The organism is Bacillus sp. AK128 (assembly GCF_053903075.1).
Genome location: NZ_CP096379.1, coordinates 3,932,741 through 3,957,140 on the forward strand (window position 1 = coordinate 3,932,741; position 24,400 = coordinate 3,957,140).

A 24,400-nucleotide genomic window follows, 5' to 3' on the forward strand; every position below is an offset into this window, starting at 1 on the left:
ACAGTAGTCCATTTAGATTTCCAACCTCTTCCGAGTAGTTCGCAATGTTTCAATGAGCTTGGTTGGTAGGAATAATTCTTCCTTCCTTGTACCAGAACGAATGAGAATAGCTGGAAAGATGCGTTTTTCAACTATTGAACGTTCAAGATGTAACTCCATATTTCCAGTTCCTTTAAATTCTTCATAGATTACATCTGCCATTATTGTTTGATTCATTTTGATGTTCTCCCTTGTGTGTTTTTTTGTTAGGATGATCTACGTGAATACGATTGTGGGAGTGGATTATAGCCAAGATAATGAACCAGTCGTTCAATTGCTTCTTCAAGGTTTATTGAATATAAAGGATTACAGTGACTGGACTCTGTTATTATGGATAAGTTTTTCTGTAATTCTGAAGTGATGGGTAGATGGAAATAGTAGTCTCCAATCTGAATTAATAACAGATAGATAGGTGGAAGTAAGGAATGTTTTTTATTCTTTCTTACTTGAATCCCTTCTATGGTAGCTAAACCATCTGCTAATAGTTTTTGAAGAACTGGTTCTTTTAAAAGATAGAGAGTAGAATCTCGCTTTGCTCTTGAATTAATGCGTTGAATGGCTTCAGCGAGATAATGAAGAGTGGATTTAGAATATAAATGATACATATGAATGCCTCCTTTTAGTATTGCTATCTTTGTTATGTAAAAGAAAGATAGCTATGTAGTCCCGTCGAATGACGGGTGGAGGATAGAGAGATTTAAAAGAATAATTGTTTAATAGTAGCACCAATCATTAAGCCTGCAATCATGCATAGCATATCTCCTATCATGATAACCATGTTTTCTCTTGAAAAAAGGTTTAAAAAGTTCATCACTGTACACTCCTTTCTTAGAATTGAGATTTATAAGTTGAAATAAGCTTTACTATTTTATGAGATTCATCAAGAATCGTCTCTTGATCCCACTCAGACTGGTGAATGACATCAAGTAACGTAACTAACTGTTTCTTTTGGTCAATGGTTAATTCGTGTTCTCTACATTGAATGCGGTTATACATTATGGCTTGGTTCAAAGAAAGTACCTCTTGCTTTTCCTTTTCTGTGGCTAGTTCTAGTAATTCTTGAACCGAGACATTAAGTGCATCTGCCATTGCCTTTAGTATATGGGTACCAATCCTTCTTTTCTCACCTGTCTCAATACGATGCCAATAAGAGTGGGAAACAACATCACCTGTTTTGGCTGAAGCTTTTGCAAGAGATAAACCGAGAGTAGTCCTAAGTTCTTTTACTCTTTCTCCAAAAAATACAGGAACACTTGTGTCTAGCCTTTTTCTTAACATTCGATATTTGGATTCGAGGCTATTTTTCATAATGGTAGGAATAGAATCAATTTGGTCTAATAGCAATCGTATCTCCATTAACTTCTCTTCTGTCTCTTGCCCGTCCGCCGTGTCTAATTTCACAAATACTTGATACGGGCGCTTATCTTTTAAGTCTTTGGATAATTCCTTAAAGTTTTTAAAGCGTTCACTTCTCTTACTGTTCTTCATGTGATTTCCTCCTTTGCTCTCTTCTTCTCTCTCGTTCCAAGCGTTCCTGTTCTTCTAGTTTTATTTCTCTTAGAACCTCTTTTCTAACATCGTGCTTGATATCACGCAATAGAATGTCTTTTAATGTTTCCTTTGACTCTATATAGTGGTCAATTATCTGAAGTGCTTCATCAGTCGTAATTCCTCTGGTCTTAAAATAAAGATCGAAGTCTTTGTTACGAATATATAGATTTGGAAAATAACGATTTGATTTATTTTCATAGGATTCAAGAATCTCGATATAAGTCGACATCATATCAATTTCAAGTGCATATGAGATAAAAATCATATCTAATGCTTTGAGTTCGTATTCACCTAACTCAGCTCTTCGAACAGTAGACTCAGATATTTGGTGCCCATATTCACAAATGATTTCAGCTAATTTCTTATATGAAAGACCTCTTGCTTTTCTCTTTTTCTTCATTTTGTCTAAAAAAGGAACTAAGGCTTTCTGTACAATCTCTTCAGTCAATTTCTGATTGTCTTTCATTATTTCTCATCTCCTTTAGTTGATTATATCGATTTGTTAACTGTAGTGTACACCGCATTTTGAACGAAAGCAACACCACAAACCTTGATATATAAAGGTTTTTAACACTTGCATTTTTTTGAAAACATTCAATAGTGAATGATTTAAGATTTTTAATAGCTAGATAAGAAGCGAGTTCATTTTAATACAGTTAGGAAACTAACAAGAGAATTTACATCACCTGTGAAGGAAAAAATGTTTTTAAAATTTTTTTCCATAGTTGATTTTCATATAGTAAAAAGACCACTATTGTCAGTGGCCTTGAATCTTTAGCCAGTATATAGTTAACAATTTGAGTGGCGAGTTAGATATAGAGTACACACCACTTTCAATTCATTATTCCACCATAAAGCAATGGAATCCTAAATCTTCGAAATTACACTTTGCAGGTTAAAATAGAAAAAGACACAATAAACGTTCCATTTATCGTATCTTTCTTTTGAATTCTATTCGATTACACTAGCTGCTTTAATATCTCTCGAATAAAAGCCGTTTCATCCAGAGGCATCCGAGAGGTCACAAGATTTTCACTCACCACTACTTCTTCCATCTTTGTAGTTCTGCACCGGCTAATTTGACATCGTCTCTAATTCCTATGTAGCACGCTGTCGCTTTTCCTTTTAGGACATCTGAGCTAATCATAATCTGAGGTCCATGACAAATAACGGAAATGAGACTTCCTTTTTCATTTGGCTCTTTTACGAAACGAACCACATCCTCATTCACTCGCAAACCCTCTGGAGCTGAACCTCCTGGAATCACCACTCCATCAAAGTCATCTCCTGCTTCAGAAGCGGCTAGCTCAACCGTATAGGATACTGTACTTTTTTTCTTGCACATACACTAGCTAATAGAAACGCTACTTTTTCCATAAGGATAATCACTTCATACATTAGTCTTTGAAAAGCTAACGATTTAAAAGAACGGTTCTTAACTTTAAAACTATAAAGGAAAAACCGTTAAATTCTAGACAAGCTCTGGTACAAAGGGACAAGGTTGATGTGCACCTTGTCCCTAACCCAGCACATTAAAGTGTAGGTGATTCTATTGTTCCTTAATTTATAAGTTTTTCAACTTCCTCTTTACTTAATCCAGTAGCCTCAATAATAGTTTCTAAGCTAACGTTAAGTTTTATTAGTTTTTCCGCAACTTCATGTCTTTCCTCTATTTTAGCCTTTTCTCTTGCTTTATTTAACAGGTACTGACCCAAGACTGTATCTTCGATTGATAATCCCACTTGCGATCCCTCCCTTTCAACTAATGGTTCTATTTCTTCTATCAAGGCAATCTCTTCTTCATATGGCATTATTATAATCTTATCAATGAATTAACGCGGCAGTTCTTCTTTATAGCTTTTCCTAAGCCTGTTTAAGAGCTCCATCTGATCTAGGACATTTTCATCTTTCCCAATTTCAACAATTAGATTTTCAATCATAAACAGTGGGGCAATCATCGAATGGAATTCATCCTTCTTTCCTCGTTCTGCATATAGTAGCACATCATAAGGACAAGGCGTTTTTAACAAATGTTGATCACTAATAATAATCGATTTGCACTTTATTTCATTGGCATGCTTTAGTAGGACCTCTCCCTCTTTTAAAAGTCGGGAGAATGCAAACATTAAAATGGCCGAGTTTTCCTCCAAATGAACGAGTTCTTCAAGAACTTCACTACCCATCCATCTAATTAAACGGGCATCGATTCCATAACGGCGTAATCGGTAGCTAAGTAATTCTCCTAGGCTAAGTGATGGACCAGGTGCATAGATAAATAGTCGATCGGTGTTTTGAATAATTGATATTGCTTCCTGGAACGATTCACGTTGAAAATGATTTAAGGTTTCTTGTAGATGGTGGATACTCCTGTTTAAATGATGGGCTTGTACATCACTATATTCTAAATCGACAACAGTCTTTAAAATCTTTTTAGCAGGAGTGATTTCCTGTTTCTCTTTTAATGCTTTTTTATATTCTTTCAGATTGTTATATCCGACAATCTTCCAAAATCTAGACACAGATGCCACACTCACCCCAACAGCTTGAGCTATATCCTTTTCCGTTGAAATCATAACAGTAGTTTCATTGTGTAATACCCACTGACCAATTTTCCACTGACTCTGCGATACACCCTCTAATTCAAACACGAATCACTCATCCTTTTTTCTTTTAGGCTCTTTTCTAAAACTTTGTTGTTTTCGTGACATTTAGTTTCGGTGCATAACCAGTTTATTAACAAATTGAGTGTTAATTAGAAAAGAGCAACTCTCTTAATGTATAGCAATATCTTACTACTAAGGTAAAAATCCGGCATTTGGGATTTTTACGCAAAGCAACAATCTATAAGAAAACAGCCTTCTTTTATCATATCACTCCATGATAAAAAAAATTCATAATGTAACAAAATGATAATATATTTACACCGAGTTTACATGTTTCCTATGATGTATTAATATCCCTTTCGTACAATAAAGGAGAAATTACGGGTAGTGTCAAAAGTTCTATGAAAACTACCTGAAGATTTAAACCCTCTCCTAGTTATTGGGATGGAGGGCCACGCAACCGCTCTTGACAAACACGCCAATGGTTTGATGGTAGTTTAACAAGGGCGAAGGGGACAAAAAGATGGCAAGCCAAATAGCCCTTGGTTATTTCCATTTTAAACCATTGGCAAGTTCGGTTTGTCAAGAGTTCGCTCCGCCGATTGCTGAATTAGGGCTCTGCTAAACAAAAAGTTAGGCAGTCTGTTCTACAATCCAATGTTGTGCTAACTCAATCAATTTTGTCCACCGTGCAGGCATATTAGGAAGCCCTAATAGTTCTGGATTAACGACTGGCACCTTTCCTTCCAAAGAAGCATGTGGTCTTAGAAAGTTAAAATAAGCCACAAATAAGGTGACATAGGATACTGATCCATGTTCCGATCCAAACCCGTGAGTAGATCGATAATTGCTCTTAAAAGTGCGATTAAGTCTCTCAATAATTTGTTTCAATGGTCGGAACTCCTTTGATACTTCATCCTCATTGGTTAGCCCAATAACTTGTGTGACATCAAATGAGATTCCGTGCTGAGCGAAAAAGTGTTGTGCTAGTAGATAGATGGGATTACCATCTACCACGAATGTAAGGTTCTCAGGAATGTCTTTCATTTTTAACAACACTTCATCAATTGCACGAATGGCAGACGTTGTATCTCGGTTTGCTGACACTGGATAGGAAAGGATGATCTTTTTCACCGCGTCAAAGAAAAAGAAAAGGTAGTGCCATCGGCCGTTTACTCTGATGTAGGTTTCATCACCACAGAATTGATCAGATAGTTCATATGGATAATGATCCACATAAGGCTTAAGCATTAATGACACGCTGTTTTCGTAGTTCAATATGGTCTGGTGTGAAATAAGCACACCATGAATATCCTGCATAATGGCAGCTGTTTTACGGGCCGAAAGGCCATAGTTGACATGATAGGTTAATATCAGTCCTAATGTATGTGGCGAAGCATGAAGCCTAGATAAATCAACCTTTGGTCTCTTTGGAGAATCCTTCGACAGTGGTTGAAATTCAATGTGAAACTGACGGAAAATGTATCTTAATTTAAATGCCTGAGGATGTTTTTTAAATTGATTTCTCTCTTTAGATGACATCGCGTTTAACTTTTTTTGATAATACGGACACTCATCGTTCTTGCATTTGAACACGTGAAAGTCTTTTCTTTCTTTGATCTTTTCAAGATTTTTGGAACAATGCGGGCACTTTAATACGGCTTCTTTTGAAAAACGGTTTTTATCACTGAACAGACAGGAACAGACCTTACACTGATACTGCCCTTTATCTCCATTATTGGTATAAAGGTAAGTAGATGGAGCACCACACTTTGGACAGATCGTAGATTTTGGTACCGTAACCTTTGTGTTCTTATGCCTGCGTACAGGTTTCAAGGGTTTACCATTTTTCTCTACGTATTCCCTGAGGAGAACTTGATAATCTTGTTTTTCTGGAATTTCAATGATCGGCAGATCATCAACCTGGAGTTTACGATAAGGTTTATTTATAGGCTGTTCAGTCGGTTTATCAAACATATTTTTTCCAATAAGTAAGGTTAGTAATGTTCGAATAATTTGTTCTTGGTAGTTTATAAAAGTTAATAAATAGGTTATAATTTGAGGGTACAAATTGTCGCTTCCTTTCTAAGGTTGTTGAGAGTGTCGTAACCTCAATTATCCTTAGAATTCAGGGGGTGGCAATTTTTTTGCTTATAAAGCCCTCTATCACAGTATTCTATAACCTATTTCTTATAAAAGTTTTGACAATACGAAATTACGATTGGAGGGAATTAAATGAAAAAACCGTACGAGTTAAATCAGTCGCAGAAAATGATGATCTTTATTTTATCTATGTCTCTTTATGGCTTGTCAAACATGATTACAGAACTTGTCCCATCGATTTATTTAGGTCCTATTGAGTTTTCTATCGAATATTTTGCCTTTATTCCCTTAACTCTTTGTATCTTATTCCATCCATTATATGCTGCTATTGGAGCTGCGCTTGGTGAAGTAATCTTTGGTGAGCTCATGCTTGGGCAATTCGGTGGTTTTGGTGAATTAGAAAAATTCATCTTGTTCTCTTTAGCTATGTATATTGCGGGAATCATGGTAACCAATCCAAAAAATAAACGTCAGGTAGGAATTGCTGCGATTACAGGAGTAGCCATTCACCAGTTCTTTAGCAGTGTAATAGATATCGGAAAAGTATGGGTAGGAGTCGATGATTTTGATACTCTGCCAGGCTTAGCGGAAAGTGTTGTCGTTGTTGAGGGCTTCTCTTTCTTAAATGATGTTTTATTCTCAGGCGTTTTATTTGCACTTCTTCCTACACTTTATCTTGTACCACGTCTTTATGGAAAAATTGAACCACTCCTAGGGATAAAACCAAGATCAAAGGAAAGTGCTAAAGCCATTCGTGTCGTCCATCCAAAACTAATCATCACATCGATTATTCTAGCAGCCGCTTCCTTTGGTTTTGCAGTGGTGAGTGAAACAGATTGGAACATTATCGAATGGGAAGCAACCTTCGCTGAAGACTCAGAAGGATTGTTAATCTGGATCAGCATCGGAATAGCGGCTATTATATCAGTCATTACTATGTATAGCATCACCTCTCGTCATAAAAAGATTGGGAAGGATGTAGCATGAATCCTGTCATAGATATACAAGATGTTACTTTTACATATCCAAATGAAGAATGTCCTACTCTACACAACATTAACTTAAAAGTTGGGCAAGGAGAATTTCTCGCAATTATTGGAGGTAATGGTAGCGGAAAATCAACCTTATGCAAGCTCTTTAATGGATTAATTCCTCATTACTATATAGGTGATTTTGAAGGAACAGCCTTTATTAATGGACTTGATATCACCTCTAGTACGGTGGCAGAACTATCAGCAAATGTCGGATATGTATATCAAGACTTTGAAAATCAGCTCATTCAAGCGAGAGTGCTTGAGGATGCAGCTTTTGCCCCACTTCATTATGGATATTCTGATTATATGGAACGTGCTCAGGAAGCACTAAGGCTAGTTGAATTAGATGGTCATGAAGAAGAGTTTGTATGGCAGCTCAGTGGTGGGCAAAAGCATTTGCTCGCACTTGCGGGCTGCCTGGCTTTAAATCCCGAAATTATCGTCCTTGATGAACCCATTGCTCAACTTGATCCTCATCATGCAAAAATAATGTATGAGGTATTAAAAAAATTACATGAGGAATATGGTAAAACGATTATCGTGATCGAGCATCACACGGAGTTTATTGCAGAATATTGTTCATCTGTTCTCCTTCTCGATAAGGGTGAAGTCGTCTGGAAAAAATCTGTTAAGGAAGCGTTAACTTCTGTTCATGAACTCATGAAACGGCATATCTTTCCTCCACAGGTTACTCAGGCAGCCTACCAATTTTCTAAGGAAGAATTACTTCCTATCACACTATCAGATGCAAACGTCTATTTTTCAAAAAGGCTACTCAAAACAGAACCGTCCTTGCAAATGGTTGAAGTACCAGTGGTAAAGGAGCCAGTAGCACTATTAAAAGATGTCGATTTTTCCTATAAAACGGTGGATCGATCCTTTCATCATATTCTTAAAAGTATTAATGTTACTTTTTATAAAGGTGAAAAGGTTGCAATTGTTGGGAACAATGGTGCCGGGAAATCAACCCTGTTGAGACTACTAACTGGTTTTCGTAAGCCTTCTTCAGGAACGGTGGAAGTCCTGGGTAAACTGACCACTAAGCAGTCTCCAGAACAGTTGGCCGATTATGTAACCTATATCTATCAAAATCCAGAGCAAATGTTTATTGAGGATTCTGTTCGAAAGGATGTCGAATTTTTCTTAAAAGCTCGTAATCGAAAAGACTATAAAGAAAAGGTAAATGATATTCTTGAGGTATTTGATTTAGTAGAATTACAGGACAAAGATAGTAGGCTCATGAGTGGAGGCCAACAGCGTCGAGCTTCCCTTGCAATTGGAGCAGCGATGGATCCTTCAATAATCCTACTAGATGAGCCAACGGCCAATCTTGATATTGCAACACGCAAGCACTTGACGAAATTTATTAATAAGCTTGAGCAACACACAGACCTAGTCATGATTGCTACTCATGATATGCAGTTAGTTAGTGAATGGTCGACTCGTATTATCGTCATGAACGAAGGACAGATCATATACGATGGTGACAAAGAAGGACTTTTTTCAAATTTATTTTTAATGAGGAAGGCTGGGATTGTGCCACCACAGATCGTGGAATTAAGTCATGAATTAAATCTAAAACCGACTGCTTACTCCATTGATTCGTTTGTTGATTTATTTCAGGAGGATGACGCATGGATTATGCAAAAAGTATAATTGACAAGATAAATGTAGAACAAATAAAGATTGAACTAATGAACACGACATATGGGAATGATGGTACATTAATTGCTAAAATGGATCCACGAATCATGTTTATCTGGTATGGATTTTTTGGGATTGTACCTTGGTTTATTCATAATGAAATCATTCTATTCGGCTTATTGGCAGTTGTTCTTATTACTACTGCTATGACGAAAGTCAGTAAGTTAATCTTATTCATTCTAGTCCTTGGCTTGCTAGGTCAAGGTGGTTATTTGCTCATTGCTTCTCTCTTTTTCGGAGGAGATATAAGCATCCTTCACCCATTATTAATGCTAACTGTTAAACTAACTGTTATTTCATTAGCAAGTATTACCGTTTTTTGTTCCATGAACCCTGAAAAATTAAGTGTAGGATTACTAAGCATCGGGGTACCTGGACAGGTTTCCTTTTCTATCTCGTACGGATACCGTATGTTACCGCTACTTTTAGAAGAATACAATCATATCTTTATGTCATACAGACTACGTGGAAAAGCTCCCGAGAATAGAGGAATCCTCTATTGGCGGTCGGTTAGCTACTTTGTGAAATTATCTGTCATGTCCTTTTATCCACTGTTGTTAAGTACGGCAAAACGAGCACGGACCACAGTAGAGGCACTAGAGACAAAGGGAAGTAAAAATGCATTTAAAGACCCTGTTGTAAAAAAATTAAAGCTACAATCACTAAAAACTGGGCGCAAGGAATATATTTTTCTATTAATCAATCTTACTTATTTACTGGTTCTTTTTATTGCAGGATTCAGTTTTTAAGGAAAGGGAGGAAAAAAATGAATATCGATTTTCACACACATGTTAAAATCTCAAAGAAATCAGAGTTTATGCCAGAATACTTTCAAGAAATGATGAAAGAGGCCAAAGCTGCTGGGCTAAATGCTATTGCGTTGACAGAGCATTTTAACACGAATAATTTTATGGATGTTTATAACTACCTAAATGCTCACTACCCTTATTACGATGATTATTATTATGTAGAAGGTCTAAAGGTTTTCCCTGGTATGGAAGTGGATGTAAAAGAAATAGGACATATTCTTATTATTAGTAATAAAGCGACTATATTCGATCTCTTTGAACAATTGATCCCCCATTTAGAAGAAAATAACTTTATTTCTTTTGAAGACTTACTTAATCTAGCAGAATCTCCACAAACGATGATCATAGGGGGCCATCCATTCAGGCAGAGCACTCCTCTTACTCAGCATGACCCGCTTCTACTTAAACGGTTAGACGCTTTGGACCTAAATGGAAAAGACCTTCACTCCATTGGTATTGAGGAAAATAAAGAAAAAGTGTATGCATTTGCTGAAAGCCTAAAACTGCCTGTAGTTGCTGGAAGTGATACCCACCAATTCTTACAATACGGCTCAGTATTGAATGAGCTTTCTGAAGATTACCCCACCGTTATTGAACTGAAAAAAGCAATCCAAAGCAAGGCTTATACGATCCATATATCTAGTGATTTACACTTAAAGGTACGTTCAGCGAAGATTACAAAAAAGCTAATCAAAAAACTGTTAAGTACAACAAATGAACTTATTATAAGTTGATCCAGGGGGATCTAGGGGGACAGGGACCTTGTTCCAAAGGAAACACGTGGACGGATCTTGCTTTTCTTTCGTTTTGCTAAACAAAAGAAACCGGAGATCCGTCCCTTTGTTTCATTTTTATGAAGCACTAGTATATCTACACTTTGGATAATTACTACACCCCATAAACGTACCATATTTACCTTTTCTACTAGTTAAAGCATGACCACACTTCGGGCACTGCCCTAGCTTAGTTTTAGCATGTTGTATGTTCTTAGATTCTCTAATCTTCTTTACATGGTTCTTTTTGATTTCTCTTTGTACTTGGAAGTCCTGATCTTTTATAGAAGATAACTTTACTAATATTTTGTTAACATCCTCAGTTGAGATCTTCCTTCCAATTTCATTATGTATGAATCTAGTAATCTGTTTGGGATGCATGACTTTGGCTGAAGTAAATGATGTGGGATCAAACTTCAACTCGGCTATAGTCGTAAAGACAACAATATTATAGAATGCTAAATCGTTTATCTCCAATCCTAAGTAATCTTTCAGAGCCTGAATATGTCCGTAATTCTGCCAGATGGGATTACTAAATTTTTCTTTCCTTTTATAAATTACCTGTGTCCATTGTTTCTGATTTTCAGAACCAAAAATCCAACCCTCATAATTCTTTGTCTCATCTCAATGACGAAAATTCCATATTCAGATACAATCACATGATCAATTTGCGAGGTTCTTCCTAATTTTGTCGGGACGTAAAGATCATGAATAGACTTATACACTTCAGGGTTTAGAGTATTAATTTGTTTTCTTACATACACTTCACCAATAGAACCTATGATTTTACTTTTATAAAGTGAAAATAGAACAAACAGTACCAGTAGCACAATTCCTAAAAACTCCAACCTTACTCCTCCTATAACTCTTTATAATTCAACTTTAGTAGGTTAATTGGTAGTTTACAACAATTTCTTACAAAATCAGGGAAGACTAGACATTAAAATATACAATATTTTAAAACTCACAGAAAACAAGGGAGGCTTGTCTTTATGAAAAAAGAGACAAAGTCCTGATGTGCCACCAAAAGAAATAGCTAAAAACTAGTAAAAAAATGACGATAGTAAGAGTATCCCTAATAGTTATTTTTTTCTAAACCAAATTATGAAAACGGCTACATTTTTCGGAAAATTTTATAGTGGAAACGGAGGGCATTGTATGTGGAAAAGGTTTAGAAACCATTTTTTTAAGTACAAAAGGGATTTTAAAATTCCTTGGAGCAAGAAGGGTACTAGAGTCAGACAGCAGAATGAAAAAAGAATGGCAAAAAAGTTAAAGCTTCACAATCTAAATATCGGTACCAAATATGGTCTCATTTTTTTGTTTATTATTTTATTATTTGGAATTTCTACTACTATTGTAACGATTGTAATGGCAAGTATTAAGGAAGAAACCTCTATTTTAGAACAAAAGAGTGATACGGCTGTAAATATTACAGAAATGGTAGCACTTGTCCATTCTAAAGGGGTTTGGATGACTAATTTTGTATTAGATAAAGCTACAGTGAATATTACTAATCTTGAGGCTGACATTAAAGAATTTAATAGCTTGGATGCTGAAGTTAATGGAACGATGGATACAGATAAAAAAGCAGAGCTATATAATCGGATCATCAGTAATGACGACAAAATGAATAAGTTATTCTCGGAAGAAATTTTACCCGCAATGAATAGTGCTAGTCTAACAGATGCAGAAACTTATTTAAGGTTAGCAACTGACCTACGTAAAGAAAATATCTTTCTCTTAGAAGAAATAAGAAAGATGACAAATGAAGAACGTGCCGAAGCCGTTTTAAATGTAAAAAGTAGTGAGCAATTAACACGGGTGATCCTCATTATTTCTACGCTTGTATCAGGAATCATCGGTGGGATACTTATTCTTCTTATCAATCGTGGTGTGACTAAAAACCTAAATAAAGTGGTAGAGGTTAGTAACAAAATTGCTGACGCTGACCTTGTCATAGAAAGAATTGAATACAAGGGTACGGATGAAATTGGTCGTATCGCAGTTGCGATTAATGTCATGAGCGAAAATCTTAGATCGATCATTCAAAAGATTACAAATGTCTCTGAGATTGTAAGTAAGCAAAGTAAGCAATTAACACAATCTGCTTTTGATGTTCGAAATGGTTCAGAGCAAATTACTTCCACTATGGAAGAGTTAGCATCTGGCACTGAATCACAGGCAGCAAATGCCAATAACCTTTCACTTGGAATAAATGGATTTATTGAAAATGTAAAGGACGCAAATATGAAAGGAAAGCATATTTTTGAATCCTCCAATCATGTACTAGGGATGACTGATGAAGGACGAAAATTAATGAATTCCTCTATTAAACAAATGGTAATGATAGACCAAATTGTTCAAGAATCTGTAATGAAGGTTAAGGGATTGGATAAGGAAACACAACAAATCACTAAATTAGTTTCTGTCATTAAAGATATCGCCGATCAAACCAATCTATTAGCTTTAAATGCAGCTATTGAAGCTGCCAGAGCAGGAGAACATGGAAGAGGTTTTGCTGTTGTTGCAGATGAAGTTAGAAAACTGGCAGAACAAGTGTCATATTCTGTTAAGGATATCACCTCTATTGTTGCAACGATCCAAAATGAATCCAAGACTGTAACTGAATCTTTACAACTTGGTTATAAAGAGGTAGAAGAAGGAACTAGCCAAATAAAGGCTACTGGACAAACGTTTGAAAGTATTAATGAATCAGTAAACGAAATGGTTCTTAATATCAAAAACATAACAGAAAATCTTTCTACGCTCTCTACACAAAGCCTAACAATGGGGACTTCTGTAGAGGAAATTGCATCCTTTACGGAGGAATCAGCAGCTGGGTTAGAACAAACTTCAGCAGCAGCTCAACAAGTAAGTAGTACAATGGAGCTGATGACCACTAATTCAGAAGACCTTGCAAAATTATCGGAAGAATTAGAAGCTCTTGTCAATCATTTTAAATTAGAAAAAACTAATTAGGTGGTACGAGGGGACAGGGACTTTGTTCCAGATAGTGAATGTGGGTATACATCAGCATTTTTTAAAGGATAATCACCGATAAGGCAAAAGTACTTTATTATAAAACATAAGTAACTATAAAGGGGCCGTTCTCTACTTCACACTAGAAGTATAGAGAATAGTCCCTTTGTTTATTGAAATATAGAACATTTGAATAAGGCAATCATATAGACTCGTAGTTTTAAAGAAACAGAGTCTTATAAGGGGACCTTAAAATCTCCGTTCCCTAAAAATCAGAGTCAATTCTCTTGACTATATATCTCTTACATTCCAAAACACCAAGACATACTCAATCAATAGTTGAGGCTAACCCTCTCCGTCTATTAACGCGAACTTTTTATTAACGTTCTGAACATGGTCTTTTGCCTCATTTCAATAGAGAAGGACAAAGTTCATCCCTGTCCTACTGTCCTCCTTATTCCCAAAAATGAGCAAGATTTTAAAATTTTATATAAACACTGTCACATCTATTCACCCTTTGTCGTCTTGAGTTATGAAAGATTATGAGGAGGTTATCATATGACTAGAAAATGGGATATTGTCATTGTTGGTGGTGGATTAGCAGGTTATGTTGCAGCTAATTATTTAACTAAAACCAATTTATCTATATTAATAGTAGAAAAAGGTAAAAGTGTTGGTGGAAGGGCTAGAACAAATAAGATGGATCAACACTATTTTAATCTTGGACCTCATGCCCTTTATAAAAGAGGAAAATCCATATCTATCCTCGAAGAATTAGGTATACAGCTTAATGGGAAATCACCCAAATTGGGTGGGCTATTAATTGAAAACAATATTGAATATGATGCTCCTTTTTCTCCATTAGGGCTTCTTACAACCAAGCTTTTAAATGGGAAAGAACGTTTAGAGTGGGGCGCGGTTTTAATGAAGATGATGAGCCTAGATCCTGAAAAGTTAGCAGAGATCACTTTCCAACAATGGGTTCAGCAAGTAACCTCCTCTAAAAAAGTGGAGTCATTACTCTATACACTTAGCAGACTTGCAACCTATTGTCATGCCCCTGATATGGCGAGCGCAAAAGTAATGGTTTCGAATTTAAAAATTGCAATGGGAGGAGCACTTTATCTGGATGGCGGCTGGCAAACGATGATTGACCAACTTCACAATAAAGCAATCGTCTCAGGTGTTCAGATTCAGTCACATACTTCTGTTAAACGAATTGAACCTACCCGGGATCAATTTAAGTTGGTTTTATCTAATGGCGATGAAATTTTGGGGAAGTATGTGATTTGTACAACTGGCCCTCACGAACTGAGTGAAATATTACTAAACGTGAACCATCCTTTTCAAAAAAGCTTTTTCAAGGAAATCATACCTGTTAGAGGAGCAACTTTAGATGTTGCTTTAACACAACTTCCGAATCCAAAGCGATTGTTCGCCATGGGCATCACAGAACCCCTCTACTATTCTGTCCATTCAAATTATGCGCGTCTCTCTGATGATTCAAAAAGTGCCGTTCTTCATGTATTTAAATATCAACATCCAGACAATCAAATAGATGGAACGAGCATTAAAAACGAGCTTGAACAATTCTTAGAAAAGTTGCAGCCAGGGTGGAAGGAATATGAAATTACAAGTCGCTTTATCCCTACCATTACAGTGAACCAACGCTTACCCCAAATAGGAGATGAGCTCAAACTGCAGCGTTCTAAAGCAGACATACCAGGATTATATATAGCAGGAGACTGGGCTTCTCCCACCTCCATTTTGGCAGATGGAGCAGTCAGTAGCGGAAAACAAGCAGCAGAAGAAATCATTTTAAACGAAAAGAGGAAAAAAGGTGCAAATTTCCAATGAGGATTTTCTACTATATAAACCATTGTTGTTTTCATTAGGTTATCGAATGCTAGGTTCCGTAACAGAAGCAGAAGATCTTGTCCAAGAGACCTTTTTAAGAGCCTACCAAATAAATGAGGAGGACATTAAAAATAAGAAAGCCTATTTCTGCAAAATGATGACGAACCGCTGTCTGGATGTATTAAAGTCTGCTAGGTCCAGACGAGAAAGTTATGTTGGACCATGGAATCCTGAGCCATTATTTCTAGAGAAAATTCATGCCTTTGACCCATCTGAAATCATTATACAAAAAGAAGGATTAAGTATTGCCTATTTACGAATGATGGAGCATTTGACACCAGATGAACGAGCAGTCCTCCTATTAAAAGAGGTATTTGATTTCTCACACACTGAGATTGCTACCATTATTGAAAAGAAAGAAGAGAACTGTAGAAAAATTTTTAGCAGGGCAAAACAAAAGCTTTCACATGTGGAAGGCGAAAGTTTAAGCTTCGAACAGAATAAGGAGATTATTAATCGCTTTATAGAAGCATTTCAAATGCAAAATATGGCTGCCTTATTAGAACTTATATCTGAAAATGTCACACTATTCTCTGATGGTGGAGGAAAAGTTTCAGCGGCTATCCGTCCAATCCTATCCGTTCCAAGCGTCTTGGCCTTATTATATGGAGTCATAAAAAAGGCACCTGAAGACTCTTATTTTGAAGTGAAACATATCAATTTTCAACCAGGAATCGTAATCTACATGAATGGTAAGATTCAGAGTATCCTTAGTTTTTATATTAATAATGGAAAAATAAATGAAATCTATATAACAATGAATCCAGATAAATTACCTATTTAAAAACGATAGAGGAAAAAGAAGTATATCTGTGATATTGATACTCCCTTTACCTTTCTTGACCAGAGGGACGGTTCTATTGGCTACCATCCAGACGTGCACCATAATTGAACCATGAGAACCGTCCGTCCCCTGGTATTCATAGGGACAGGGACCTTGTTCCACTGATTACAATGTTTATAAAATAATTCTTCTTTCGCAAAAACCTATCTATTTAATTTTCCCCTTAATTCTATTAATAACAATTGAAGCCTCGCTATGCCTAACTAGCATATCATCATCGTCAAAATAATCTACCAGAGAAAAAATAAATACCCAATTCGGCTTTAACTCAGATGGCTCTATAGCACCTACAAATCTAGTCATTTTTTTACTATACGCTAATTCGACCACATCTTCTAACAATGCCTCGTCTTTTAGTAGGTCAGGACTACTCGTATGAACAGATATGTTTATTTCTGGCCCTTGCTCTTCTATTTCAAACATACTTCTCATATTCTCTCCCACCTTATTATTTACGTACTTCGACTAATTCTAGCACCTTACTTAATGTTTCCCGTCTAAACCCATAAACCTCTTTAATCCCTAAACACAAAGAAAGCCAAATCGTTGTTCCGTCTGAATTCACTTCAAAAGGCCCCATCGCTTGATCGGCTAGAGGAAATAATTCTCTCACCTGGTCTTGTCGGTAATAATAATTAAAATCCTTATGCTTTATAAGCAATTCCACTAGATTCTTAAACATCGGTTCTTTTAACATTTCCTTAGTTGAACGACTTAGGTGTTCATCTATTCCATAGACACAATCAAAGATCGCATTTATTGCTTTTTTATCTAAGTAGACTAATCCTTTATCATTTCTAGTAATATTCATAGTTTCCCCTACTCTCTGTCTAACAATTTATGAGTCTTTTATCTATGTGTAATTCTTTATTACCTTTACAATCCTATCTACAGCTTCCTTCATTGATTCATCCAATTCCTCAAATTTAAAAGCAATCGACTGTGCTTCTGGATTTACAGCTGGGCCCGTATTTTTATCTCTACGATAGGATGTTATTCTTTCTAAATCTTGCTTTAGCTCATGTAGTAATAGATCTCGTTCAAATCTCCAGCCAACAATATGAGGTTCCCTATTCTCATAATCATTACTGCCTTCATATTGGATGGCTCCAATTCTCTTAACCTCATTTTCTTCCTTTAGAAATAATTGAATAGTCTCCTTTGCTTCATCATAACGAAGGAATAATCCTGCTTCTAAGCTTCGATCCTGTATATAACGAAAAATAGGGGTTATGTTAAAAACATGTTTAATCATACTGATTGTCCTCCATATCTTTGATTCTCTCGTTTTTAGCTTTATATAGATTAATAGACAAGTTGATCCCTTGTCTCTACTTTAGATTAACTTCTTCAACAGCCTGCGAAAACAACTTATTTGGAAATGAATTATGAGGCAGTGTTCTAGGTAATTTCCCTACTGACCCTTTTACATGAATGGAACCACCTGGAGGAACTTCTACGATAATTGATTGATTTTCAGTAGTTGTTACATCTATTAAATTTGAAAACTCCTGCTGACTTAATGCACAGATAGTTTCTGCTCCACAAACTAAACATAAAAACACATGACTGGACTGTTCCATATCACTTTGAATAGCCTGTAGTTCATTGTAGCTAAACTTAAAATGCCACGGAGATGATTCCTTCGTTAAGTATTTAACAAATAGTCTAGTATCATGGTTGACTAGATAATGCCCATAAGTCGAATCTACTTTATTAAGTGCCTTAAACGATGAATGCTCCGTAATCTGAGTAAGAACCGCTCCATGGTATAAATCTTGTATTTGGATTTTCATTCCTCTCTCCCTTTCAATGGTTTCTATTACATTTATTATAACAACAACTTACATTTTCTTCTAAAATTTACTATGCAGTAGCAAAAGGACGGTTCTCTTACCATATTTTACAGTAAGTGAACCGCCCCTTTATTCTATCGAACTCTATTTCTAATAATTAAATGATCCATTTTTCCAATTCTTCAATTGCTGAAATTAAAACACTAGATTATTATTCAGAACATCAGCTAAAGCCAATTGTTTCTAAGAATGTCTATTTACTAGAAGTAATATAAATTAGCTTATGAAGAATTGTCAAAATCAGCTCAGTTTGGAAAAGTAGTTTTTAAGATTGACAGGGATTTGGATTAATTTCACGAATAAATACAAGATTGTCTCTATACTTAATGGAGTATATTATGACTCAATCAGAATGGGATTAATAAGAAAGAGTGAGAACTATCTAAAGTAAAAACTGAGTCATTAGTTTAAAGGGCGGTTAAACTGAAGTTGACTTTTATGCGAATTAGTCAGTGGTTTCACTTAAAAATTACATATATCGTTTTAATAGAATAAAAGGGAGGATTTTTTTTGATTATAGCTGATTCTATTCATTTAGTACATTTTTCAAACATATATACAGAAGCACTAAACTCTTTTGAGCTTCCTGAAGAACAGTCACAATTTACGGCTTTACCAAGTGAGATTACAGAAGTAAAGGAAGGACAATATCGTATTGTGATTTTAAGTGAAGATCAACCTGTAGGGTTCTTCGTCTTGCATTCAACGGAACGCGTAAAAGAGTATACAGACAATCCGAAAGCCATGCTATTAACTGCATTGTCAATTAACCATATAAACCAAGGGAAAGGGTATGCTAAAAAAGGCATGATCATATTGAGTGATTTTGTTAAATCAAAATTCCCTACCTGCAATGAAATTATATTAGCAGTCAACCATAAAAACATACCTGCTCAGCAATTGTATTTGAAAGTAGGGTTTGTAGATACAGGGAGACGTAAAATAGGTCCAATCGGAGAGCAGATCATCATGAATTTATCATTATAATCGCATAATGAATGAACAGAATAATAGGGCTTACCTTCTATCATATACATACCTTCACCTGCTAGAAAGATAGAAAGTCATACATTCAATGGAATAAGAGGGAATAAGAGACAAGAGAGACAAGGGGACAGGGACTTTGCCCCATGTAATTTTCAAAAAAATAATCGATGGAACATGAATGATTATTAAAACTGAGAGTGCTTAGAGATTCCATAGAGAAACTTAAGCAGGATAAGCGTTATGGATTCCAATATAAATAAAAGATCAAGCAAGATTTACTTCATCCGCCAAAAGGCTAATATAACATTCACTATTTATTATAAAAAGGATAAAAAGGCTGTCTCTACCTCAAGACAGCCTTTTATATTCTCTCACATAAGTTTGTAATCGTAGGGACAGGGACATGTTCAATTCTTTTAGTCTTCCCGCTAGAATATGTATTAGGTTAGTATTGATGATCTGACAATTGCAGTTCATGTTTATCATGAAAAGCTAGATTCAGTATCTTCGCCCATTGTTTTATACCTATATTTTGAATCGTACATATTCTTGCTCCTCTAGTTTTAGCTTTAGATAGATGTAAAGAACCGTCCCTTTTTCTATCGAACTTCATTTATATCTATAAATTAACTGATCCATTCGAAATTCCTGTTTCCAATTCCTCAATGGCTTCATTCACATACATCAAATGTTTGACAAAAGCATGATTCAATTTCCTAAAATGATCAATCTTCAAGTTTCCGAAGTAACTTGCTTCCCATTGATGAACGGTCTCCTCAATGATTTTATCACCAAGTTGTTCCATATAAATGGAGATGCTCTTATTTCCTAAAGATTCTAGCGGAAGTGTGTACAACTGAACTAGGAAATAATGATGATATTCATTAACAGCCGCCGCAATGTCCTTCTTTCGTTTTTCAATAGCTTTGTCTTTAGTAAGTACACCAACTACAACGGTTGCAACTGCTGCAAAGATTGCCACTGGTGGAAACACATTTAACATCGCATATGTCATGGTATGCCATCCCATTGCTAGTCCCACGGTTCCAATTACGGCTGAACCCAGTCCCATAGCTAGTACCTGTTCGGTTGCCCCAAATTGAAAATCTACCTTAACATGATTCCTTGCCGAATCAGCAATAGAAAAAGCAGATAATCTCTTCACACTTGGTAAATTATCAGTTATTTGCTCAATCCACTTTTTCTCGAAATTTTTGGTTGCGTTTGAAAGGATATCACTCATTTGGTTTGATACCTTACTACTGTGGAGGTTTTTTTCTAATAATTCTTCCACAATTGTATTAGAATTCAATACTTTCTCATTTTCAAAAACCTGTTTACCTTGAAATTCTTTCGAAACCGTATTAATTCCTTTTAATGTAGCATTAACAAGGAGTCCACCACTTTTCTTTGCAGAATCCCTTAATCCACTATACCAAGCTCCATCTTTTTCAACTTCATTATGCATTTTCCCCTTTTTATCCATTAACAGCCTAAAGACGTTTTGTTCTACTTCTTGCATAAACTCATGATAAATTTTCGGTTTGCTTTCTAGCAATTTATTCTTCTTTTGAGTGATTTCATCCGTAATATTTAAATATTGACTACTCTGTGATTGTATAAAGATTTGCTCTTTTATTAATCCAAGGTTTAATTGTTCACTTGAAGTAGCTTCTTTAATAAGCATGTGGCTCTCACTAAGAGAGGATCTCAATGCACTTTCAATATTTTCACCCATACTACTGTCAATCTGTTTTATTTCTTTAAGAATAGATTGAAAGGCTGTTAAATTTAATATTTCATCTTTATAAACAAATTCCATTTATTCACCTGATCCTTATAATGACAAAGATACTTTTCTCAATACAGATGTAGTTGGTTTTATTAATTGATGAACTCTATTAAAAGTGACTTCTGGTTTTTCTATGGCATAATTTATCGCGATTGCTGCTGCAATGGAAGCAATGCAGCCGATCCAAATAGGCCCCCCAACTAAAGAACCCACCATGATTGAACCACCAGATACGATGGCTCCCTTCCCTGCTTTAACGAATGCCTCTTTCTTATTTTCTGCCTTATAAATAGAATAAACTAAGCTACTTGCAGCTACTGGAAATAAAAGTGGATTAGCACTTGTAATGGATGAAACTACATATGCCCCAGATAGTTTAGAGATTAATGACGGATCAGCTTTTTTTCCTAATACGATCGTTGAAAGGATGGCAATGACTCCACCAAGCAATTCTGGAGCGTTTATCGTGAGCGCATCTCCCAAGAACGGTTTTGAAATTCCAAATGACTTTGCTACTTCTGCTAATCGATCAAACTGTTCAGGACTTAAGGAGAAAAAGGGGTTAATCCCAGAAACCGAAGCCGTATCTCTTAGTAGATGCTCTCCTGCTTGTAAAAACTCCGTCACGAACGAGTCATCAGCTTTAACATCCCTAACTGCTTTAAAAGCTCCTAGAACTGAATGTTGCCCATCTAATAAGTGATGATAAGAAGACCCACCAACATGACTGCTATTGTAGACTGCATCAATAGCCCGGTCATACTCATCAAAATTATGATTAAATGTACTAGCCATCCATTGAGCCAGAGGATGACTACCTGTAACGAGACCGGAATCAAAAGCTATAGGAACTCGGCCATCTCCACTCAATCCTAATCTAATATTATTTAATCTCTTCTCATGCTCCAACAATCTCATCTCTCTTCTGATCACTAAAGTTAATAATCCTTTAACTGTTCCTATTACTATCTGTTCACCTTTAACCATTCAATTACATGATCCTGTGTTAGTTTCCCTCTACCATTCTTGGTGCGGCTCAAACGATACAAATGTACCGTATGGTTTTCCTTATTAAAATAGATGCGTCCGACAGAGTCGGTTCCGAACGGATACTCCAATATGGTTGACGTCTTCGTTTTAATTGGGTTTTTACGGACATTGGAAGTAGTTACGTCATAGTGATAGTTTAAATTCATGATGACCACTTCGACTTTCAACCGATCAGAAGGTGTTATTCTAAAGAAATCACTTAAAAATTCAGGGTGGAACTTACAATTTTTATATAAATTATTAAAACGTGGTTCAAATTCTCTTTCCATGATTTTATATTCTTCTTCTGATAAATCTTCTGCTTCACCATTTTCCGCTTTCGCAATGGCAATTTCATTTTGTTTATCAATCAATTCATTTTGTAAATCTTGAATTCTTTCTTCATAGAGAGCCATATCATTAGTGAAGTCTTCATAATTCTTTGCTAACTTATCTCTTTCTTTTTCATAATCTTGTAAAGCAGTTTGGTATTTTAATTCGTAAGTATCCTGCAGTTGTTTTAATTTCACTAGCTCTTCTTGTAACGTTAAAATTTGTTTCTTGGATTGTTTCAATGCCTTCTCTTTAGTTTGGAGCTTCGATTTTAGGCTTGTTTTTTCTTTCTTGGTTTCTTCAAGGGTTAAAATAGACGCATTCAATTCATTGCTTAACTTTGTAATCTCTGTCATTTTTTTAAGCAATGATTGTTCCATCTCTTTTTGTTCCTGTGTAACGCGGTCAAATTCATCTTTTAAGAGCATTTGACCTTCTATCTTGCTCTCATACTCCCGCTGCATGTCTTTTAACAGTTGCTCATACTTTTGTATTTCCTCATTAGAGACACTTTTATCTAGTAACGTTTCGTAATGAAGTTGTCTTTCTTGTAAATCCTTTATTTCTTTCTCGAGCTGATTTGTCTTATTTCTATTATCTGCTAATGTCACCTTAATTTTTTCATATCTTGCTTTTAAAGCATTACGGTCACGTTCTATATTTTGTTTATCAAGGACTAACTCTTCTACTCGCTTTTGTTCAGCTTCGATTTTACTCTCTAACTCATAATATCGATGCTGACTATTTAATAAATCATCTAATTTATGATTTAATTCATCCCTTAAAGAATCTAGTTGATCGTTTTGGGATTGACTTTTAATATGGTTAATTTGTTCTCGAAGTTGACTAACCTCAAATTCTTTCCGTTCAATTTCCTTCAGTAACAAATCCTTATCTTGAATAAATTGTTTTATTTTATCTTGTTTTTCTATTAAAATCTTAATCGTTTTAGTCAACTCAGAATCCACTTTATTAAGTATACTTGAAAGCAATTTCTGCCCTATTTGTAAAGATTGTTTGACTTTCGGGACTACTTCCTTAGATACATCTTCAAAAAACTTTTTCATCGCTTAAACACTCCTGTAATAATGACCATTCTACTAAATCTATTTTACTAAAGTCATTAAAACAATCCTATCTAATTCTCTAGGCAGATTTTGGTACTAGAACTAGCAAAGGCTGTCTCTAAATCGAGACAGCCTGCGTTATTCTTCATATAGATTTCCTCTAAGACTAATGTTGTTTATTCGGTAGTTTTTGTTCCGGATGGCCTTTCCCTTGCGTCTTTCTATTTTGCTCATCCTTTGCTTGCTTTTCATGTAAGTGATCCACGAATTTCTTAGTATCCTCCATTACAATTCCTCCTTCACAAATGGTGATACGATATAATCTATCCATTTTTGTCAATAACATGCATGTTGAAAGGCTAATGGAGGAAAAACTATGCCTAGTATTTTGACTCAAGACTTAAAGCTAGAGGATCATCTGATCATTCAAAATCTCGACATTCATGAAGTCCCTCTATCTAACAACTTAAACTGTTGTAACTTCTTCTTGGACTGGCCATTCTTCAAGCTTATAAGACATATCGAAAAACATGTATTCCAGCTGGCAACTTGCCATAAAGTAATCCTTCATTCTATGTTGCTCCACGTTATCATTTCATCTTTCTATGATATAATAACCATATTAAATAATTCGTAACATGAAAGGAGTGAATGAATATGAGTGAAATGGATAAAAAATTAGAAATGATCATCAACATTCTTGGCAATTTCAAAGAAGAATTCAATGTATTCAGAAGTGAAACAAACAAAAAGTTAGAAAAATTAGATCGTATTGAACGAACATTGTCCCGAATTGAAAATGACCAACCTAAAGATATGACAGGCATGTTGAAACAAATTAATAGTAAAAACAAAGAACATGATTCTCAAATAGAAGTACTTAACAAACGTGTCTTCAATGTAGAATCAAAAATTGAACAATTAAATCAATTGTAATTTGTATTTTCTTAAAAATATTCCACTTTGACCATCAATGT

The 24,400-nt window shown here is 35.5% G+C and carries 26 protein-coding genes and 3 pseudogenes; 10 read left to right on the top strand and 19 right to left on the bottom strand.

What is annotated here, in order from left to right; all coding sequences use genetic code 11:
* Nucleotides 1-62: 62 nt before the first annotated feature.
* From M1D60_RS19745 to M1D60_RS19780, 8 genes and pseudogenes are all read right to left on the bottom strand, one after another.
* A pseudogene (locus M1D60_RS19745) lies at nt 63-201 on the bottom strand (transcription termination factor Rho); the annotation flags it as partial.
* A gap of 44 nt (nt 202-245) precedes the next feature.
* Nucleotides 246-644 (bottom strand): YkyB family protein, encoded by a 399-nt coding sequence (locus M1D60_RS19750; protein ID WP_456276536.1) that lies wholly within the window; start codon nt 642-644, stop codon nt 246-248.
* A 223-nt stretch (nt 645-867) separates the two neighbouring features.
* A complete protein-coding gene (locus tag M1D60_RS19755; protein ID WP_456276537.1) occupies nt 868-1,527 on the bottom strand; it encodes a helix-turn-helix domain-containing protein in 660 nt (219 codons plus the stop codon).
* Nucleotides 1,514-2,056, bottom strand: coding sequence for a hypothetical protein (locus tag M1D60_RS19760; RefSeq protein WP_456276538.1), 543 nt, complete (start codon nt 2,054-2,056; stop codon nt 1,514-1,516). Before M1D60_RS19760 ends, M1D60_RS19755 begins: the two co-directional genes overlap by 14 nt.
* Before the next feature lie 576 nt (nt 2,057-2,632).
* Nucleotides 2,633-2,935, bottom strand: a complete 303-nt coding sequence (locus tag M1D60_RS19765) for a DJ-1/PfpI family protein (RefSeq protein WP_456276539.1) — start codon at nt 2,933-2,935, stop codon at nt 2,633-2,635.
* 214 nt (nt 2,936-3,149) lie between these two features.
* Nucleotides 3,150-3,401: a hypothetical protein gene (locus M1D60_RS19770; RefSeq protein ID WP_456276540.1), complete on the bottom strand. Its 252-nt coding sequence runs from the start codon at nt 3,399-3,401 to the stop codon at nt 3,150-3,152.
* Between the two features lie 21 nt (nt 3,402-3,422).
* On the bottom strand, nt 3,423-4,238 hold the full coding sequence (locus M1D60_RS19775; protein WP_456276541.1) for a MurR/RpiR family transcriptional regulator: 816 nt from the start codon (nt 4,236-4,238) through the stop codon (nt 3,423-3,425).
* A gap of 588 nt (nt 4,239-4,826) precedes the next feature.
* The gene (locus tag M1D60_RS19780; protein WP_456276542.1) at nt 4,827-6,263 is read right to left on the bottom strand and encodes a DDE-type integrase/transposase/recombinase; all 1,437 of its coding nucleotides are present in this window, start codon (nt 6,261-6,263) and stop codon (nt 4,827-4,829) included.
* A 165-nt stretch (nt 6,264-6,428) separates the two neighbouring features.
* Here M1D60_RS19780 and M1D60_RS19785 point away from each other — a divergent pair, with 165 nt between their 5' ends.
* The 4 genes from M1D60_RS19785 to M1D60_RS19800 are packed head-to-tail and all read left to right on the top strand — an operon-like array spanning nt 6,429 to nt 10,577.
* The gene (locus M1D60_RS19785) at nt 6,429-7,283 is read left to right on the top strand and encodes a cell division protein FtsQ (RefSeq protein ID WP_456276543.1); all 855 of its coding nucleotides are present in this window, start codon (nt 6,429-6,431) and stop codon (nt 7,281-7,283) included.
* Entirely contained in the window at nt 7,280-8,986 is a 1,707-nt protein-coding gene (locus M1D60_RS19790; RefSeq protein WP_456276544.1) for an ABC transporter ATP-binding protein, read from the top strand. Before M1D60_RS19785 ends, M1D60_RS19790 begins: the two co-directional genes overlap by 4 nt.
* The gene (locus tag M1D60_RS19795) at nt 8,965-9,783 is read left to right on the top strand and encodes an energy-coupling factor transporter transmembrane component T family protein (protein WP_456276545.1); all 819 of its coding nucleotides are present in this window, start codon (nt 8,965-8,967) and stop codon (nt 9,781-9,783) included. The genes M1D60_RS19790 and M1D60_RS19795 overlap by 22 nt, the downstream gene beginning before the upstream one ends.
* A gap of 17 nt (nt 9,784-9,800) precedes the next feature.
* On the top strand, nt 9,801-10,577 hold the full coding sequence (locus M1D60_RS19800; RefSeq protein ID WP_456276546.1) for a PHP domain-containing protein: 777 nt from the start codon (nt 9,801-9,803) through the stop codon (nt 10,575-10,577).
* A 117-nt stretch (nt 10,578-10,694) separates the two neighbouring features.
* Here the strand turns inward: M1D60_RS19800 and M1D60_RS19805 are convergent, their stop codons facing one another.
* From M1D60_RS19805 to M1D60_RS19815, 3 genes and pseudogenes are all read right to left on the bottom strand, one after another.
* Nucleotides 10,695-11,093, bottom strand: coding sequence for a topoisomerase DNA-binding C4 zinc finger domain-containing protein (locus M1D60_RS19805; RefSeq protein ID WP_456276547.1), 399 nt, complete (start codon nt 11,091-11,093; stop codon nt 10,695-10,697).
* A 15-nt stretch (nt 11,094-11,108) separates the two neighbouring features.
* Nucleotides 11,109-11,213, bottom strand: a pseudogene (locus M1D60_RS19810) (nuclease-related domain-containing protein); the annotation flags it as partial.
* Nucleotides 11,174-11,464: a nuclease-related domain-containing protein gene (locus M1D60_RS19815; protein WP_456276548.1), complete on the bottom strand. Its 291-nt coding sequence runs from the start codon at nt 11,462-11,464 to the stop codon at nt 11,174-11,176. The pseudogene M1D60_RS19810 and the gene M1D60_RS19815, both read right to left, overlap by 40 nt.
* A gap of 913 nt (nt 11,465-12,377) precedes the next feature.
* On the opposite strand from M1D60_RS19815, the pseudogene M1D60_RS19820 reads away from it, so the two are divergent.
* From M1D60_RS19820 to M1D60_RS19835, 4 genes and pseudogenes are all read left to right on the top strand, one after another.
* Nucleotides 12,378-12,596, top strand: a pseudogene (locus tag M1D60_RS19820) (methyl-accepting chemotaxis protein); the annotation flags it as partial.
* 171 nt (nt 12,597-12,767) lie between these two features.
* Nucleotides 12,768-13,598, top strand: a complete 831-nt coding sequence (locus M1D60_RS19825; protein WP_456279499.1) for a methyl-accepting chemotaxis protein — start codon at nt 12,768-12,770, stop codon at nt 13,596-13,598.
* 558 nt (nt 13,599-14,156) lie between these two features.
* Nucleotides 14,157-15,455 (top strand): phytoene desaturase family protein, encoded by a 1,299-nt coding sequence (locus tag M1D60_RS19830; RefSeq protein WP_456276549.1) that lies wholly within the window; start codon nt 14,157-14,159, stop codon nt 15,453-15,455.
* Nucleotides 15,439-16,299, top strand: coding sequence for an RNA polymerase sigma-70 factor (locus tag M1D60_RS19835; protein WP_456276550.1), 861 nt, complete (start codon nt 15,439-15,441; stop codon nt 16,297-16,299). Before M1D60_RS19830 ends, M1D60_RS19835 begins: the two co-directional genes overlap by 17 nt.
* Before the next feature lie 207 nt (nt 16,300-16,506).
* Here the strand turns inward: M1D60_RS19835 and M1D60_RS19840 are convergent, their stop codons facing one another.
* From M1D60_RS19840 to M1D60_RS19855, 4 genes are all read right to left on the bottom strand, one after another.
* Complete coding sequence (locus M1D60_RS19840) at nt 16,507-16,791, bottom strand: hypothetical protein (protein WP_456276551.1); 285 nt, start codon at nt 16,789-16,791, stop codon at nt 16,507-16,509.
* A gap of 16 nt (nt 16,792-16,807) precedes the next feature.
* Nucleotides 16,808-17,170 carry a hypothetical protein gene (locus M1D60_RS19845; protein ID WP_456276552.1) on the bottom strand — a complete coding sequence of 121 codons (363 nt, stop codon included), beginning with the start codon at nt 17,168-17,170 and terminating at the stop codon, nt 16,808-16,810.
* A gap of 42 nt (nt 17,171-17,212) precedes the next feature.
* Nucleotides 17,213-17,614 (bottom strand): hypothetical protein, encoded by a 402-nt coding sequence (locus M1D60_RS19850; protein WP_456276553.1) that lies wholly within the window; start codon nt 17,612-17,614, stop codon nt 17,213-17,215.
* A 76-nt stretch (nt 17,615-17,690) separates the two neighbouring features.
* Nucleotides 17,691-18,155 carry a hypothetical protein gene (locus M1D60_RS19855; protein ID WP_456276554.1) on the bottom strand — a complete coding sequence of 155 codons (465 nt, stop codon included), beginning with the start codon at nt 18,153-18,155 and terminating at the stop codon, nt 17,691-17,693.
* A gap of 570 nt (nt 18,156-18,725) precedes the next feature.
* Between M1D60_RS19855 and M1D60_RS19860 the strand changes: the two genes are divergently transcribed.
* Nucleotides 18,726-19,202 carry a GNAT family N-acetyltransferase gene (locus M1D60_RS19860; RefSeq protein WP_456276555.1) on the top strand — a complete coding sequence of 159 codons (477 nt, stop codon included), beginning with the start codon at nt 18,726-18,728 and terminating at the stop codon, nt 19,200-19,202.
* Between the two features lie 619 nt (nt 19,203-19,821).
* Here the strand turns inward: M1D60_RS19860 and M1D60_RS19865 are convergent.
* The 4 genes from M1D60_RS19865 to M1D60_RS19880 all read right to left on the bottom strand — a co-directional run bounded on the left by M1D60_RS19865 (nt 19,822) and on the right by M1D60_RS19880 (nt 23,709).
* On the bottom strand, nt 19,822-21,024 hold the full coding sequence (locus M1D60_RS19865; RefSeq protein ID WP_456276556.1) for a hypothetical protein: 1,203 nt from the start codon (nt 21,022-21,024) through the stop codon (nt 19,822-19,824).
* A 15-nt stretch (nt 21,025-21,039) separates the two neighbouring features.
* On the bottom strand, nt 21,040-21,981 hold the full coding sequence (locus tag M1D60_RS19870) for a hypothetical protein (RefSeq protein WP_456276557.1): 942 nt from the start codon (nt 21,979-21,981) through the stop codon (nt 21,040-21,042).
* Nucleotides 21,960-23,423: a hypothetical protein gene (locus M1D60_RS19875; RefSeq protein ID WP_456276558.1), complete on the bottom strand. Its 1,464-nt coding sequence runs from the start codon at nt 23,421-23,423 to the stop codon at nt 21,960-21,962. The genes M1D60_RS19870 and M1D60_RS19875 overlap by 22 nt, the downstream gene beginning before the upstream one ends.
* Nucleotides 23,424-23,589: 166 nt before the next feature.
* On the bottom strand, nt 23,590-23,709 hold the full coding sequence (locus M1D60_RS19880) for a DUF4023 domain-containing protein (RefSeq protein ID WP_456276559.1): 120 nt from the start codon (nt 23,707-23,709) through the stop codon (nt 23,590-23,592).
* A 371-nt stretch (nt 23,710-24,080) separates the two neighbouring features.
* Here M1D60_RS19880 and M1D60_RS19885 point away from each other — a divergent pair, with 371 nt between their 5' ends.
* The gene (locus M1D60_RS19885) at nt 24,081-24,359 is read left to right on the top strand and encodes a hypothetical protein (RefSeq protein WP_456276560.1); all 279 of its coding nucleotides are present in this window, start codon (nt 24,081-24,083) and stop codon (nt 24,357-24,359) included.
* The last annotated feature ends 41 nt before the right edge of the window (nt 24,360-24,400 follow it).